The sequence below is a fragment of the Roseomonas sp. USHLN139 genome, from assembly GCF_037145735.1.
GTDB lineage: Bacteria > Pseudomonadota > Alphaproteobacteria > Acetobacterales > Acetobacteraceae > Pseudoroseomonas.
The window spans coordinates 317980-331382 of record NZ_JBBCWY010000001.1 but is presented as its reverse complement, the minus strand read 5'-3'; the positions used below and the strand labels follow the sequence as shown (position 1 = coordinate 331382).

11 protein-coding genes are annotated in these 13403 nt (G+C 72.0%); 6 read left to right on the top strand and 5 right to left on the bottom strand.

Annotation, left to right across the window (positions count from 1 at the left end):
* Window positions 1-158: 158 nt before the first annotated feature.
* Window positions 159-944 (top strand): DUF2189 domain-containing protein, encoded by a 786-nt coding sequence (locus WFI16_RS01500; RefSeq protein ID WP_419896020.1) that lies wholly within the window; start codon window positions 159-161, stop codon window positions 942-944.
* A 198-nt stretch (window positions 945-1142) separates the two neighbouring features.
* On the opposite strand, the gene WFI16_RS01495 is transcribed toward WFI16_RS01500, so the two are convergent.
* On the bottom strand, window positions 1143-2177 hold the full coding sequence (locus tag WFI16_RS01495; protein WP_419896019.1) for an amino acid ABC transporter substrate-binding protein: 1035 nt from the start codon (window positions 2175-2177) through the stop codon (window positions 1143-1145).
* Window positions 2178-2516: 339 nt separating this feature from the next.
* Here WFI16_RS01495 and WFI16_RS01490 point away from each other — a divergent pair, with 339 nt between their 5' ends.
* Entirely contained in the window at window positions 2517-3680 is a 1164-nt protein-coding gene (locus WFI16_RS01490) for a multidrug effflux MFS transporter (protein WP_419896018.1), read from the top strand.
* Here the strand turns inward: WFI16_RS01490 and WFI16_RS01485 are convergent.
* Together WFI16_RS01485 and WFI16_RS01480 are read right to left on the bottom strand one after the other, a co-directional pair.
* Window positions 3677-5296, bottom strand: a complete 1620-nt coding sequence (locus WFI16_RS01485; RefSeq protein WP_419896017.1) for a thiamine pyrophosphate-binding protein — start codon at window positions 5294-5296, stop codon at window positions 3677-3679. The genes WFI16_RS01490 and WFI16_RS01485 overlap by 4 nt on opposite strands.
* 108 nt (window positions 5297-5404) lie before the next feature.
* On the bottom strand, window positions 5405-5908 hold the full coding sequence (locus WFI16_RS01480; RefSeq protein WP_419896016.1) for a GNAT family N-acetyltransferase: 504 nt from the start codon (window positions 5906-5908) through the stop codon (window positions 5405-5407).
* 153 nt (window positions 5909-6061) lie between these two features.
* On the opposite strand from WFI16_RS01480, the gene WFI16_RS01475 reads away from it, so the two are divergent.
* From WFI16_RS01475 to WFI16_RS01460, 4 genes are all read left to right on the top strand, one after another.
* Complete coding sequence (locus WFI16_RS01475) at window positions 6062-7267, top strand: amidohydrolase (protein ID WP_419896015.1); 1206 nt, start codon at window positions 6062-6064, stop codon at window positions 7265-7267.
* Entirely contained in the window at window positions 7264-8853 is a 1590-nt protein-coding gene (locus WFI16_RS01470; protein ID WP_419896014.1) for an ABC transporter substrate-binding protein, read from the top strand. The genes WFI16_RS01475 and WFI16_RS01470 overlap by 4 nt, the downstream gene beginning before the upstream one ends.
* A 160-nt stretch (window positions 8854-9013) precedes the next feature.
* Window positions 9014-10021: a Bug family tripartite tricarboxylate transporter substrate binding protein gene (locus WFI16_RS01465; protein WP_419896013.1), complete on the top strand. Its 1008-nt coding sequence runs from the start codon at window positions 9014-9016 to the stop codon at window positions 10019-10021.
* Window positions 10022-10175: 154 nt separating this feature from the next.
* A complete protein-coding gene (locus WFI16_RS01460; RefSeq protein ID WP_419896012.1) occupies window positions 10176-11171 on the top strand; it encodes a Bug family tripartite tricarboxylate transporter substrate binding protein in 996 nt (331 codons plus the stop codon).
* A 37-nt stretch (window positions 11172-11208) separates the two neighbouring features.
* Here the strand turns inward: WFI16_RS01460 and WFI16_RS01455 are convergent, their stop codons facing one another.
* Both WFI16_RS01455 and WFI16_RS01450 read right to left on the bottom strand, forming a co-directional pair.
* Entirely contained in the window at window positions 11209-12672 is a 1464-nt protein-coding gene (locus WFI16_RS01455) for a M81 family metallopeptidase (RefSeq protein WP_419896011.1), read from the bottom strand.
* On the bottom strand, window positions 12669-13403 hold the full coding sequence (locus tag WFI16_RS01450) for an aspartate/glutamate racemase family protein (RefSeq protein ID WP_419896010.1): 735 nt from the start codon (window positions 13401-13403) through the stop codon (window positions 12669-12671). The genes WFI16_RS01455 and WFI16_RS01450 overlap by 4 nt, the downstream gene beginning before the upstream one ends.

Here is a 13403-nt window from a genome sequence, read left to right as displayed (position 1 = left end):
GCCCCCCGGCGGGCGCGGCCGGGGCCCGGTGAAGACAACCAGGGCCGGTCTCGCGCAATTGCCCGGAAGGAAGCGCAACCGCACCGCGGCGTCCTTGATGCGCATCAAGTCGCCGGCCGCGCCCTGCGGCTAGCTTCGGGGCATCGGAGGGAAAGCCCATGATCTCAGCCACGGCACCGCGCCAGGTGGCGCATGACCGGCCCTGGGCCTGGCTCGCCGCCGGCTGGCGCGACCTCTGGGCCAGCCCCGTGGCGGGCCTCGCCCATGGGCTGGCCCTGGCCGCCGGCGGCTGGGCCATCGCCCTGCTGGCGCAGCGCGCCGCGACGCTCTGGGCCATCCTGCCCGCCACCGCGGGATTCCTCCTCATCGCCCCGCTGCTCGCCGCCGGGCTCTACGAGATCTCCCGGCGCCGCGCCCTGGGCCTGCCCACGGACGCCCGCGCCATCCTCGGCCGCCTCGCCCAGCGCGGCACCCAGCTCGGCCTGCTCGGCGGCGCGCTGCTGCTGCTGCACCTGTTCTGGCTGCGCCTGGCGACCCTGGTCTTCGCGCTGTGCCTGGGCACCGGATTCGCGCCGCCGATCGACGGCCTGCCGCTGGCCCTGCTGCGCGCCCCGGGCCTGGTGCCCTTCCTGGTGCTCGGCACCGGCGGCGGGCTGCTGATCGCCACCCTCGCCTTCTGCACCGCCGCCTTCGCCGCGCCGATGCTGCTGGACCGCGACATCTCGGCCGCCGAGGCGATCATCGCCTCCTGGCAGGCGGTGCTGCGCAACCCGCGGCCGATGGCGCTCTGGGCCGGGCTGATCGTGCTGTTCACCGGGCTGGCGCTGGTGCCGTTCTTCCTGGGGCTGGCCGTCGCCCTGCCGCTGGTCGGGCACGCGACCTGGCATGCCTATGCGGATGTGTTTCCGGTGGAGGGGAAGACAGGAGACAGGCCAGAGGGATAAGGCCAGGGGAATGAAGGCCAGGGGAATGAATTCCCCTGGACCCCTTCTTTTTTCTGTCTGTCGGCTGTTTGACGACCAGCACTCGAACGGCGCCGACGCCAGGGCATCCGCCAAAGGCACTGATCACGAAACGGCCGGTCGTCAGGAAAAAGATAGGGGTTCGGGGGAATTCATTCCCCCGACCTTCAGGAACTTCTCCTACCGCATCGGCGGCGCATACTGCAGCCCACCCTTGGTCCAGAGGTTGTTGATCCCGCGCTGCACGCCGAGCGGCGTGATGTTGCGGTCCCACACCTCGGCGAAATTGCCCTGCTGGGCGATCAGCTTCACCGCCCAGTCCGGCGCCAGGCCCAGCATCTTGCCCAGGTCGCCGCTGACGCCCATGAAGCGCTGGATGTCGGGATTGGTGTTGGTCGCGAAGCTCGCCACGTTCTGGCTGGTGATGCCCAGCTCCTCCGCCGTCAGCTGCGCGAAATGCGCCCAGCGGACGATGTCGAAGAATTTCCAGTCGCCCTTGCGCACCACGGCGCCCAGCGGCTCCTTCGAGATGATCTCCGGCAGCAACAGGAAATCGGCCGGCGTGGTCTGCGTCGCCCGGAACGAGGCCAGCGAGGAGGCGTCGTTGGTATAGGCGTCGCAGCGGCCGGCCAGGAAGGCGGTGCGGATTTCCTCCACGCTCTCGATGACGACGGGGGTGAACTTCATGCCCTGGGCGCGGAAGTAATCCGACAGGTTCAGCTCGGTGGTGGTACCGGGCTGGACGCAGACGGTGGCGCCGTCCAGCTGCTTGGCCGAGGTGACGTTGGAGGACTTCTTCACCATGAAGCCCTGGCCGTCATAGAAATTGATGGTCGCGAATTCGAAGCCCAGCGAGGCCTCGCGCGACAGGGTCCAGGTGGTGTTGCGCACCAGCATGTCCACCTCGCCCGACTGCAGCGCGGTGAAGCGGTTCTGCGAGGTGGTGTTGATGAAGCGCACCTTGTTGGCGTCGCCGAAGATGGCGGCGGCGACCGAGCGGCAGCTGTCGGCATCGATGCCGCGATAGACCCCGTTGGCATCCGGCAGGCTGAAGCCGGCGACATTGCCGGCGACGCCGCAGTTCAGCGCGCCGCGGGCGCGGATGGCGCCCACCGTGTCGGCGGCCGGCTGGGCGCTGGCGGGAGCGGCGCCCCCCAGGGCGGCCAGCGCCAGGCCGGCGGCCCCCAGGGCGGCCGAAAGCGCAAAACGAACCATGCTTGCTCTCCCTGTTCTGGCCCGGCGCGACAGGCCGGGGAGCGCAAGTGTCCGGGAGCGCATCGACCGCGCGCAAGCCATCGTCGATTAAGGATTCAGCACTTTGCGCCGCCTTCGCCCACCTTCCAAGCATCAGCGTTTATCAATGCCTATTTTGCAGGCAGAATCGCTACCACTGCCGCACAGGAAGATGATGCGGAGGGGCACGGCCCGGGGCTGGGGCCCGGCTTGTTGCGGTGCAATGCTGACCTGCCGCCGGTGGCGCTTGTCGTCCTGGCCCCGTCCCTGCATTGCCTGCCGCTCCCGGCGCCCCCGCCGCCCTTCCGGACCGCCCTTCCCATGCCTGCCTGGCTACCCCTGCTGCTCGGCTTCCTGACGGCCATCGGGCCGCTCTCGACCGACATGTACCTGCCCGCCTTCCCCGCCATCGAGCACGACTTCGCCGCGCCGCACGGCTCGGCCGAGCTGACGCTGGCCGCCTGGTTCCTCGGCCTGGCTGTCGGCCAGCTGGTGCAGGGCACGCTGGGCGACCGGCTCGGGCGGCGGCGGCCGCTGATCGCCGGCCTGCTGGTCTATCTGCTGGGCACGATCGGCTGCGCGCTGTCCTCCGACATCCAGAGCCTGGCGGTGTTCCGCTGCATCGCCGCCTTCGGCGGCTCGGCCAGCATGGTGCTGCCGCGCGCCGTGGTGCGCGACATCGCCGATGGCCATGCGGCGGCGCGGCTGATGTCGAAGCTGATGCTGGTGATGGGCGCCGCGCCGATCCTGGCGCCCAGCCTGGGCGGGCTGATGCTGGCCTTCGGCGGCTGGCGGCCGATCTTCTGGTTCGGCGCCTGCTATGCCGCGCTCTCGGCGACGCTGGTCTGGCGCTTCCTGCCGGAGACCCTGGCGCCCGAGCGCCGGCTGCGCCTCGGCCCCCAGGCGCAGCTGCTGCGCTACCTGCAGATCCTGCGCGACCGCAGCTTCACCAGCCATGTGGCGATGGGCTGCGCCAACATGTTCCTGATGTTCGCCTATGTCGGCGGCTCGGCGGCGGTCTTCGTCGGCATGTTCAAGCTGGACCCGTCGAGCTTCGGCATCCTCTTCGGGGTGAATGCCGCCGGCTTCATCCTGGGCTCGCAGCTCAACCCGCCGCTGCTGCTGCGGCTGGGCGCCGACCGGCTGCCGAGGATCGCGACAAGGGTGATCCTGGCCTCGGCCACGGCGCTGGCGGCGATCGCCTTCCTGGCGCCCTGGCACTGGGCGCTGCTGCTGCCGCCGATCTTCCTCTGCATGATGTTCAGCGCCTTCGTCATGCCCAATGCGGCGGTGGGCGCGCTGTCGCGGCAGGCGGCGCAGGCGGGCTCGGCCTCGGCGCTGATGGGCACGCTGCAGTTCAGCGTCGCCGGCACCAGCGGCGTGCTGCTCAGCCATTTCGCCGATGGCACGGCGCGGCCGATGGCGGTGCTGATGCTGCTCGGCGCCCTCGGCGCGGTGATCGCCGAGGGCTATCGCCGCCGCTAGCTTTTCGGGGCCGGCTTCACCGCGTCGAAGCTGGTCTTCACCACGACGAATTGCGGTCCCGGCGCCGCCAGGATCGCCGGGATCTTCGTCAGGTCCCCGGCGGTCCGGAGGTGGGTCACCGTCGCGCCATAGGCGGCGCCCATCGCCAGGAAGTCGGGATTCGAAAAACCCGTCCCGGTGGTGCGGCCCGGGAATTCCCGCTCCTGGTGGATGCGGATCGAGCCATAGACGCCGTTCTCCGCCAGGAACAGCTTGATCGGCAGGCGGCGTTCCAGCGCCACCGCCAGCTCCGAGCCGGTCATCAGGAAGCCGCCATCGCCGACGCAGCAGACCACGGTGCGGCCGGGCTCGCGCAGCGCCGCGGCGACGGCGGCCGGCACGCCGAAGCCCATGGCGCCCGAGATCGGCGCCAGCAGCCGCTGCGGCGGGGCGAAGGGGATGATGCGGTAGCAGGGCGCGGCGAAGCTGCCGGCATCCAGCGTCAGGATGCCGTCCTTCGGCAGCGCCGCGCCGATCGCCGCCGCTACCGCCTCGAAGGCCAGGCCGTCGCTGACCGCGGGCAGCCGTGGCGCCACGATCCTGGCCCGCTCCGCCGCCAGCCGCTCGACCCAGGCCCGGCGCGGCGCCGGCGGCGGGCGGTCCGGCAGGCCGACCGCATCGAGAAAGGCGCCGGCCGGGCAGGCCAGCGCCAGCGAAGCCGGGAAGATCGGCCCGATGGCATCCGGATCGGCATGGACATGCACCAGCCGCTGGCCCGCGACCGGGAAGCTGTATCCCTGGCTGTTGATGTCGGACAACCGGGCGCCGAGCGCCAGCACCAGGTCGGCCTGACCCAGCGCCTCCATCTGCGAGGCCGGGTTCGACAGCCCCATGTCGCCGGCATAGAGCCGGTGCCGGTTCGGCAGCAGGTCCTGGCGGCGGAAGCTGACGAGGGCCGGCAGCTCCCAGGCCTCGATGAAGCCGAGCAGCGCCTCGCGCTCGCCAGGCGCCGCGATGCCGCTGCCGGCCAGCAGCACCGGGCGCTCGGCGGCGGCCAGCCAGCCGCGCAGCCGGGCCAGCGCATCGGCGGGCGGCGCCGCCGCCACCGGCGCCTGGGGCCCGGGGACCGGGTTGGCGCAGGGCGCGTTCAGCACATCCTCCGGCACCGAGAGCACCACCGGGCCGGGCGTGCCGGTGGTCGCCACCTGCAGGGCGCGGCGCAGCGTCTCGGCGGTGCGCGATGGGTCGGTCAGCTCGGCCACCCACTTCGCCACGCTGCCGAACATCCGGCCGTAATCGATCTCCTGGAAGGCGTCGCGCCGCAGGTCGGCCGCCGCGACCTGGCCGATGATCAGCAGGAAGGGCACGCCGTCCTGCTGCGCGGTGTGCAGGGCGATGGCGGCGTTGCAGGCGCCGGGACCGCGGCTGACGGCGGCCACGCCCGGCCGGCCGGTCAGCCGCGCATCGGCCAGCGCCATGAAGCCGGCACCCGATTCATGCCGGCAGACCACCGTGTCCATGGCCGGCCGGTCGTGCAGCGCATCCAGCAGGCCGAGATAGCTCTCCCCCGGCACGCAGAACAGCCGGTCGATGCCCTGCGCCAGCAGGGCCTCCACGATCATCTCGCCCACGGTCATGCGCCGTTCCCTCCGTTTCCTGGAGGGCAGTCTGGCGCGGCCGTCCCGGCCCGCGAAGCGCCGGGGGGCGGAAAGCAGTTATCCGCCCGGCTTATGGCCCGCGCGGCGTCAGAGGTGCTTCGTCATGAACAGCAGGTCCAGCCACCGCCCGAATTTCTTCCCGGTTTCCTTCAGCACCCCGGCCTCGACGAACCCCTCCCGGCGGTGCAGGGCAACCGAGGCAAGGTTCCCCGCCTCGATGGCGGCGACCATGACATGCACGTCGCCGGCCTTCTCCGCGCGCGCGACCAGCGCCGCCAGCAGCAGCCGCCCCAGCCCTCGCCCCTGCGCCGCCGGGTCGACATAGACCGAATGCTCGACGGTGGCCGCGAAGCCGGCGAAGGGCCGGAACTCGCCGTAACTCGCGAAGCCCTGCACCACCCCGTCCAGCACGGCGACCAGCACCGGCCGCCCGGCGCCCTGGCGGTCGCGCAGCCAGCCGCGCCGCGCCTCCAGCGTCGTCTCCTGCACGTGCCAGACCGCGGTGGTCTCGCGGATCGCCTGGTTGATGATGGCCAGCAGCCGCGGCAGGTCGTCTTCCACGGCGTCGCGGATCAGGGCGGCTTCGGTCATGCGGCGGGCCTCGCAGGGGCAGTCTCGCCCCATTATCCACTATATTCGAAAATCGTCCAGACTTACCGGCTCGCGACCCGTTGACCGGTGCCGGCCGGCGCCTCAGTTTCGCCCCCCTGCGGCCGCGCGCCAAGCCAGAGGGAAAAAAACGCCATGCGCCAGGACATCCTGGAGGAGATCAAGGGCTTCGAGGCGGAGCTCATCGAGATCCGCCGCGACATCCACCGTCACCCCGAGACCCGCTTCGAGGAGGTGCGCACCGCCGGCATCGTCGCCGCCAAGCTGCGCGAATGGGGGCTCGACGTCGCCGAGGGCATCGGCGGCACCGGTGTGGTCGGCACGCTGAAGGGCAGCCGCCCGGGCCAGCGCGCCATCGGCCTGCGCGCCGACATGGATGCGCTGTTCATCCAGGAGGAGAACACCTTCGAGCACGCCTCGACCGTCCCCGGCAAGATGCATGCCTGCGGCCATGACGGCCACACGGCGATGCTGCTGGGGGCTGCGAAGTACCTGGCGCGCAAGCCGGATTTCGCCGGCACCGTGCAGTTCATCTTCCAGCCCGCCGAGGAGGCCGGCACCGGCGCCGCCGCCATGATCAAGGACGGGCTGTTCGACCGCTTCCCGGTCGACAGCGTCTACGGCATGCACAACACCCCTGGGCTGGCGGTCGGCCAGTTCGCCACGCGCCCCGGCCCGATCCTGGCCGGCGCCGATTTCTGGGGCGTCGAGTTCCACGGCACCGGCGGCCATGGCGGCGCGGCGCCGCACCTGGCGACCGATGTCACCGTGGTGCTGGGGCATTTCCTGCTGGCGGTGCACACCATCCTGCCGCGCAACCTGAAGCCCACCGAGAGCGCCGCGCTCTCCGTCGGCCATGTCGCGGGCGGCACCTTCGGCTCGCCCAACGTGATGCCGGCCAAGGCGGTGGTGCGCGGCACCGCCCGCTATTTCCGCCCCGAGGCGCAGGCGATGATCCGCCGCCGCCTGCAGGAGCTGGCCGAGACCCTGGCCAGCGCCCATGGCTGCACCGCCAGCTTCACCTATGACGTGCTCTGCCCGCCCACGGTGAACGCCGCCGAGAAGGTGCCGGTGGCCAATGCCGCCGCCGCCGCCCTGGTCGGCGAGGCCGCGGTCGGCGACTTCCCGATGAGCACCGGCGGCGAGGATTTCGCCTACATGCTGCAGAAGAAGCCGGGCGTGTTCATGCGCATCGGCAATGGCAGCAACCCGGACGGCAGCTTCCACAACGTCCACACGCCGCAATACGACTTCAACGACGAGGCCCTGGCGCTGGGCTCCGCCTATTGGGCGAGCCTGGTGCATGAGGAGCTGGGCCTGACCCAGGACGACCACGCATGACCCTTCTGTCCAAGATTGCCGGCCTTTCCAAGGTTGCCGGCCTGACGCTGGCGGCCACCCTGCTGGCCGGCACCGCCGGGGCGCAGACCCTGTCGATGGCGGTCTCCGCGCCGCCGGCCAGCATCGACCCGCAATACTACACGCTGACGCCGAGCATCATGCTCTCGGCGCACATGTTCGAAGGCCTGGTGCAGCGCGACGAGAATGCGCGGCTGCGGCCGGCGCTGGCCACCTCCTGGCGCCTGGTCGACGACCTCACCTGGGAGTTCAAGCTGCGCCCGGGGGCGACCTTCCACAACGGCGCCCCGGTCACCGCCGAGGACGTGGCCTATTCCATCGCCCGCGTCCCCACGGTGCAGAGCCCGAGCTCGTTTGCCGTCTACACCCGCGCCATCACCGGCATGGAGGTGGTCGATGCCGAGACCATCCGCTTCAAGACGGCCACGCCCTATCCGCTGCTGGCCACCGACCTGGCCACGGTCTTCATCATCCCGCGCAGCCTCGGCGCCAGCGTGGCCTCGGCCGCCTTCAACAGCGACAAGGTGGCGATCGGCAGCGGCCCCTTCCGCTTCGTCTCCTACGCGCCGAATGACCGCGTCGTCATGACGCGCAACGACAGCTACTGGGGTACCAAGCCGGAGTGGCAGCGGGTCGAGTACCGCATCATCACCAATTCGGGCGCGCGCGTCGCGGCGCTGCTCTCGGGCGATGTCGCGATGATCGACAACGTGCCCACCCAGGATCTGGGCAAGCTGCGCGGCGACAACCGCATCAGCATCGCCGAGGGCACCAGCCTGCGCCTGATCTTCCTGGGACTCGACGTGTTCCGCGACGGCGCCACGCCGGACGTGACGGGTCCCAATGGCGAGGCCCTGGACAAGAATCCGCTGCAGGACCGCCGCGTCCGCGAGGCGCTGTCGATCGCCATCAACCGCCAGGCGATCGCCCAGCGGGTGATGGAGAACGCCTCCGTCCCCACCGGCCAGTTCATGCCGGAAGGCGCCTTCGGCTACGATCCCTCGATCGCCGTGCCGCGCTACGACGTCGACCGCGCCAAGAAGCTGCTGGCCGAGGCCGGCTATCCGAACGGGCTGACCATCACGCTGCGCGGCCCGAACGACCGCTATGTCAACGACGCGCAGATCCTGCAGGTGGTGGCGCAGATGTGGGCCCGCATCGGCGTGAAGACCTCAGTCGACGCGCAGCCGCTGGCCACCCTGATCGGCCGCCTCAACCGCTTCGATGCCTCGGCCTATCTGCTCGGCTGGTCGAACAGCACCGGCGAGCCCTCCACCTCGCTGCGCGCCATCCTGGGCGGGCGCGGGCCGAACAACGGGCTCGGCCTGTCCAATTACGGGCGCTACGCCAATCCCTCGGTCGACGAGATCACGGCGCGCGGCCTCGCCACCATGGAGGATGGCGCGCGCGAGAAGCTGCTGCAGGAAGCGATGCGCACCGCCATGCAGGATGTCGCCATCATCCCGATCCACACGCAGAAATCCGTCTGGGCCACCCGCCGCGGCCTGACCTACACGCCGCGCCTCGACGAGCAGACGCTGGCGCAGGAGGTGCGGACGGCGCGGTAGGACTCGCCGGGCCGGGGCGCGGCAGCGCCCCCCCCCCCCCCCCCCCCCGCCCCTTCCACCCGCGAAACCACTTGCCCCCTCCCGCGCCCTGCGGCACGACTCCGTGAACGGGTGAAGCAGCGGCCGTCCAGAGCCGCGCGCCCCGTCAGGAGGACCGTCCATGCCCATCATGCCTCGCCGCACCCTGCTCGGCGCCGCGGCCAGCCTGCCCTTCGCGCCCGGCCTCGCCATGGCCCAGACGCCCGCCACGACCTGGCCCACGCGCCCGGTCCGCGTCATCGTCCCCTTCGTCCCCGCCGGCACCACCGACATCGCCGCCCGCATCCTGGCCAACCGGCTGCAGCAGCGCCTCGGCCAGCCCTTCCCGGTGGAGAACCGCGCCGGCGCCGGCGGCAATATCGGCTCCGACGTCGTCGCCAAGGCCGAGCCGGACGGCTACACCTTCCTGATGCAGACGGTCTCCTCGGGCGCCATCAACTACGCGCTCTATGCCGGGCAGATCCCCTACAAGCCCGAGGACCTGGCCAATATCGGCCTGCTGATCCGCGTGCCCAACGTGATCTTCGTGCATCCCGAGCTGCCGGTGCGGACCCTGGCCGAGCTGGTCGCCCTGGCCAAGAAGCGCCCGGGCGAGCTGAACATCGGTTCCTCGGGCGCCGGCACCTCGCTGCACATGACCGGCGAGCTGCTGAAGCTCGAGGCCGGGGTGCAGCTGACCCATGTGCCCTTCCGCGGCGCCGGGCCGATGCTGGCCGAGATCATGGCCGGCCGCGTCGAGGTCGGCGTCGACAACCTGCCCTCGGCGATCGGCCATATCCGCGAGGGCCGGCTGCGCCCGCTGGCGGTGACCACGGCGACCCGCAGCGCCGCCCTGCCGCAGGTGCCGACCACCGCCGAGGCCGGCTTCCCCGGCGTCGAGGCCACCGGCTGGTTCGGCCTGCAGGGCCCGGCCCGCACGCCGCGCCCGATCGTCGAGAAGCTGGGCGCCGAGATCAATGCCATCGTCGCCGAGCCGGAGACCTGGGCGAAGCTCGCCGATCTCGGCGGCATGAAGCCCGACCTGATCCCGGGCGGCGGCACCAGCCCCGCCGCCTTCGAGAGCTTCGTCACCGCCGAGGTGACGAAATGGGCCGAGGTGGTGCGCCGCTCGGGGGCCAAGGTGGACTGACCGTCCGCCGCCGGGACGGCCTTCCCCAGGACAGGACCGGCCCCGGCGGCCTGGAACAGGCTTCCATTTTTGCCGAAGCGTCATCCGGCCGCGCCTTGCCGCGGCCGGGCCGAGCGTCTACCTGAGGGTGGAAACGTTCTCGAAGGATGGCGCAATGTCGCTTCCCCGCCGCCGGCTGCTGGCCGGCGCTGGCCTCCTGGCCCCCGCCCTCGCCACCCCCGCGCTGCTGGCGCCTGGTACCGCGCGGGCGCAGCCCGCCTGGCCGAACCGCCCGGTCCGCATGGTCGTGCCCTTCCCCGGCGGCGGCGCCACCGATGTCACCGCCCGCGTGGTCTGCGAGCGCCTCTCCGTGCTGCTCGGCCAGCCGGTGGTGGTCGACAACCGCCCGGGCGCCGGCGGCATCCTGGGCAGCGACATGGTCGCCAAGGCCGAGCCCGACGGCCACACCCTGCTGACCTGCACCATCGGCACCGCCAGCATCAACCAGTTCCTCTATTCCAAGCTGCCCTATGATCCGGCGAAGGACCTGACCAGCGTGGCGATGGCGAATTCCCTCGCCAATGTCGTCGTCGTGCCGGCCAGCAGCGAGATCCGCTCCCTGCCGCAGCTGCTCGAGGCCAGCAAGAAGACCGACATGAACTACGGCACGCCGGGCAACGGCACCTCGGGCCATATGTGCGCCGAGCTGCTGAAGTCGCGCACCGGCGCCAAGTTCATGCATGTCCCCTATCGCGGCAGCGCCACCGTCATCCCCGACCTGATCGCCGGCCGCATCGAGCTGGCCGTCGACAACATCCCGCCCTACCTGCCGCATATCCAGGAAGGCCGGCTGCGCGCCATCGCGGTGACCAGCAAGGCGCGCTGGTTCGCCCTGCCCGACGTGCCGACGGTGGCCGAGAGCGGCGTCGCCGGCTTCGAGGCCGAGGCCTGGTTCGGCTTCCAGGCGCCGTCGCGCACGCCGAAGCCCGTCCTGGACCGGCTGTCGGCGATGATCCTCGACATCCTGAAGGAGCCGGCGGTGATCGCCCGCCTGCGCGACGTCGGCAGCGAGCCGCGCCCGCTCGGCCCCACCGAGTTCCAGGCCTTCATCAAGGCCGAGGATGCCAAGTGGCAGGAAGTGATCCGCGTCTCGGGCGCCAGGCTGGACTGAGCGCCGTTCGGCGGAGAGGCCCTGCCCTCTCCGCCCGCTACCGGGCGAAGTGGCCCGGCGGCACGTGGCGGAAGGGCAGCGCCGCCAGGTCGAGCGCCGCCGGCCCTGCCGTGTCGCATTCCAGGATGGCGCTGCACTGGCCGGCGAAGGCCGCCCGGAAATGGTTCTTCGCCTTGTTCACCAGCAGCCGGGTCGCCGCCAGGTCGATGCCGTGCAGCGCGAAGAAGCCGGGATCGATCGCCGCCTCCTTGCGGCTGGTCACCACCACCTGGACCGCGCCGAGGCGCAGCAGCGCGGTCGGGCCGAGATCGACCGGGGCGCCGCGCTCCATCGGGCCGCTGTTGGTGAAGCGGCCCTCCGTCAGCTTTTCGACCACCGCCACCGCCGCCACCGGCGGGCCGAAGGCGCTGGTCACCTGGCCGCCCAGCGCCACCTCCAGCCTCGCCCCCATCCCGGCGGCGGCGGCGCGCGCCACCAGCGCCGCGTCATGCAGGAAGGCGAAGACGGTGGGCACCGTCAGCCCGGCGGCCAGCACCACCCGCAGCAGCCCCGGCGTGTCGCAGATGCCGCCCGAGAGCGGATTGTCCGCCGGGTCCAGCAGCGCCACCAGCCCTTCCGGCGCGGTCAAAGCGCTGGCCAGCGCGGCTTCTGGAGTGGGTAGCGAAACATCGAAACGCGCACGGCGCGCGGCGATCTGGTCGGCCAAGTGATCGGCGGTGGCTGCGGCCAAAGCCGGCGACGTGGAAAAAACCATCGCGCCCGGGCCGGCATGCGGGCTGTCGCCCCAGGCGAAGCCGCCCAGCAGCGAGGCATCCAGCACCGCGCCGCCCTCGCGCGAGGCCGCCTCCTCCCAGACCTCGGCCATCGGGCCGCCGGCATCGCGCATGTGGAAGCTGTGCAGCACCATCGGCCGCTTCGCCATCGCCCCATGCCCGCGCGGCGCGCCCTCCAGCATCCGCTCCAGCTGCGCCAGCGCCCGCCGCGCGGCGGCGTCCATGTCGACATGCGGATAGGTGCGGTAGATGCTGCCGCCATCCAGCAGCGCGGCCACCTCGGGCGAGAGATTGCCATGCGGGTCGAAGCTGGCGACCAGCGGCACCTCGCGCCCCAGCACGCCGCGGATGGCGCGCAGCAGGGTCAGGTCGGCTTCCGGGTCGCTCTCGGTGATGCAGGCGCCGTGCAGCGACAGGTAGACGCCGTCCCAGCCGCCCGGCCGCAGCCCTTCCAGCACCTCGTCCAGCCAGGCGGCGAAGACCGCGTCGCCCATCGGCCCGCCGGGCTGGGCGCTGGCGCAGCGCAGGATGGTCGCCTGCCAGCCCGGCCGCTCGTCGAAAAAGGCCGCCAGCGCGCCGAGCTCGGTCGCGGTGCCGCGATAGCGCGCCAGGGCTTGCGGCCCGGCATTCCATTCGCGGCTCTGGAAGGCGGCGAGGCCCGTCACGCCGGGGGTGAAGGAATTGCCCTCGAACCACAGCCGCGCCACGGCGATCCGCTGCGCGCTCATGCCGGGGCGCCCCCGAGCAGCGTGGCCAGCGCCGGCGACAGCCCCGTCGTCGCCCGGCCCGCGACCGGCGCCAGGCTGCCCGCCCGCGGCCGCGCGATGCCGAGCCCGGCCAGCGCCTCGGCCAGCCGCACGCCGCAGGCCATGCCGTCGAGCAGCGGCACCGAAGAGGCCAGCCGCCCGGCCATCCCCGCCAGCGCGGCGCCGCCCAGCACCACCGCCTCGGCGCCTTGCGCCACCAGGCGCGCGATGGCGGCCTCCAGCAGCGCCGCGGTGCCGTCGGGGTCGCGCAGGGCCTCCTGCGGGGTGGTGGCGATGCCCTCCAGCCCCGACAGGCGGGACGCCAGCCCGTGCCGGCCGATCAGCTCGCGATAGGTCTCGACCCCGCCCAGCGTCACCAGCCCGAAGCGCGTCGCCAGCATGCAGGCGGCGAAGCAGGCGGCCTCGGTCATGCCGACCACCGGGCAGGGCATCACCTGGCGGGCCGCCTCCAGCGCCGTGTCATGGCTGACCGCCAGCACCACGGCACCGACCTGCCCGGCATGCTCCGCCAGCAGCTCCAGCAGCGCATGGCCGGCGATCACGTTCTCCGCCCGGCTGGAGATCACCGCCGGGCCGAAGCGCGCGGTGGCCGGGACGATCTCGACGCCCGGGCTGGCGGCGGCGCGGGCGGCCTCGGCGCAAAGCGCGGTGATGGCGACGGTGGTATTGGCATTGGCGACCAGGATGCGCAT

Coding starts and splice junctions, on each gene's coding strand:
- WFI16_RS01500 (WP_419896020.1), top strand. CDS start 159: ATGATCTCAGCCACGGCACCGCGCCAGGTGGCGCATGACCGGCCCTGG.
- WFI16_RS01495 (WP_419896019.1), bottom strand. CDS start 2,177: ATGGTTCGTTTTGCGCTTTCGGCCGCCCTGGGGGCCGCCGGCCTGGCG.
- WFI16_RS01490 (WP_419896018.1), top strand. CDS start 2,517: ATGCCTGCCTGGCTACCCCTGCTGCTCGGCTTCCTGACGGCCATCGGG.
- WFI16_RS01485 (WP_419896017.1), bottom strand. CDS start 5,296: ATGACCGTGGGCGAGATGATCGTGGAGGCCCTGCTGGCGCAGGGCATC.
- WFI16_RS01480 (WP_419896016.1), bottom strand. CDS start 5,908: ATGACCGAAGCCGCCCTGATCCGCGACGCCGTGGAAGACGACCTGCCG.
- WFI16_RS01475 (WP_419896015.1), top strand. CDS start 6,062: ATGCGCCAGGACATCCTGGAGGAGATCAAGGGCTTCGAGGCGGAGCTC.
- WFI16_RS01470 (WP_419896014.1), top strand. CDS start 7,264: ATGACCCTTCTGTCCAAGATTGCCGGCCTTTCCAAGGTTGCCGGCCTG.
- WFI16_RS01465 (WP_419896013.1), top strand. CDS start 9,014: ATGCCCATCATGCCTCGCCGCACCCTGCTCGGCGCCGCGGCCAGCCTG.
- WFI16_RS01460 (WP_419896012.1), top strand. CDS start 10,176: ATGTCGCTTCCCCGCCGCCGGCTGCTGGCCGGCGCTGGCCTCCTGGCC.
- WFI16_RS01455 (WP_419896011.1), bottom strand. CDS start 12,672: ATGAGCGCGCAGCGGATCGCCGTGGCGCGGCTGTGGTTCGAGGGCAAT.
- WFI16_RS01450 (WP_419896010.1), bottom strand. CDS start 13,403: ATGCGCATCCTGGTCGCCAATGCCAATACCACCGTCGCCATCACCGCG.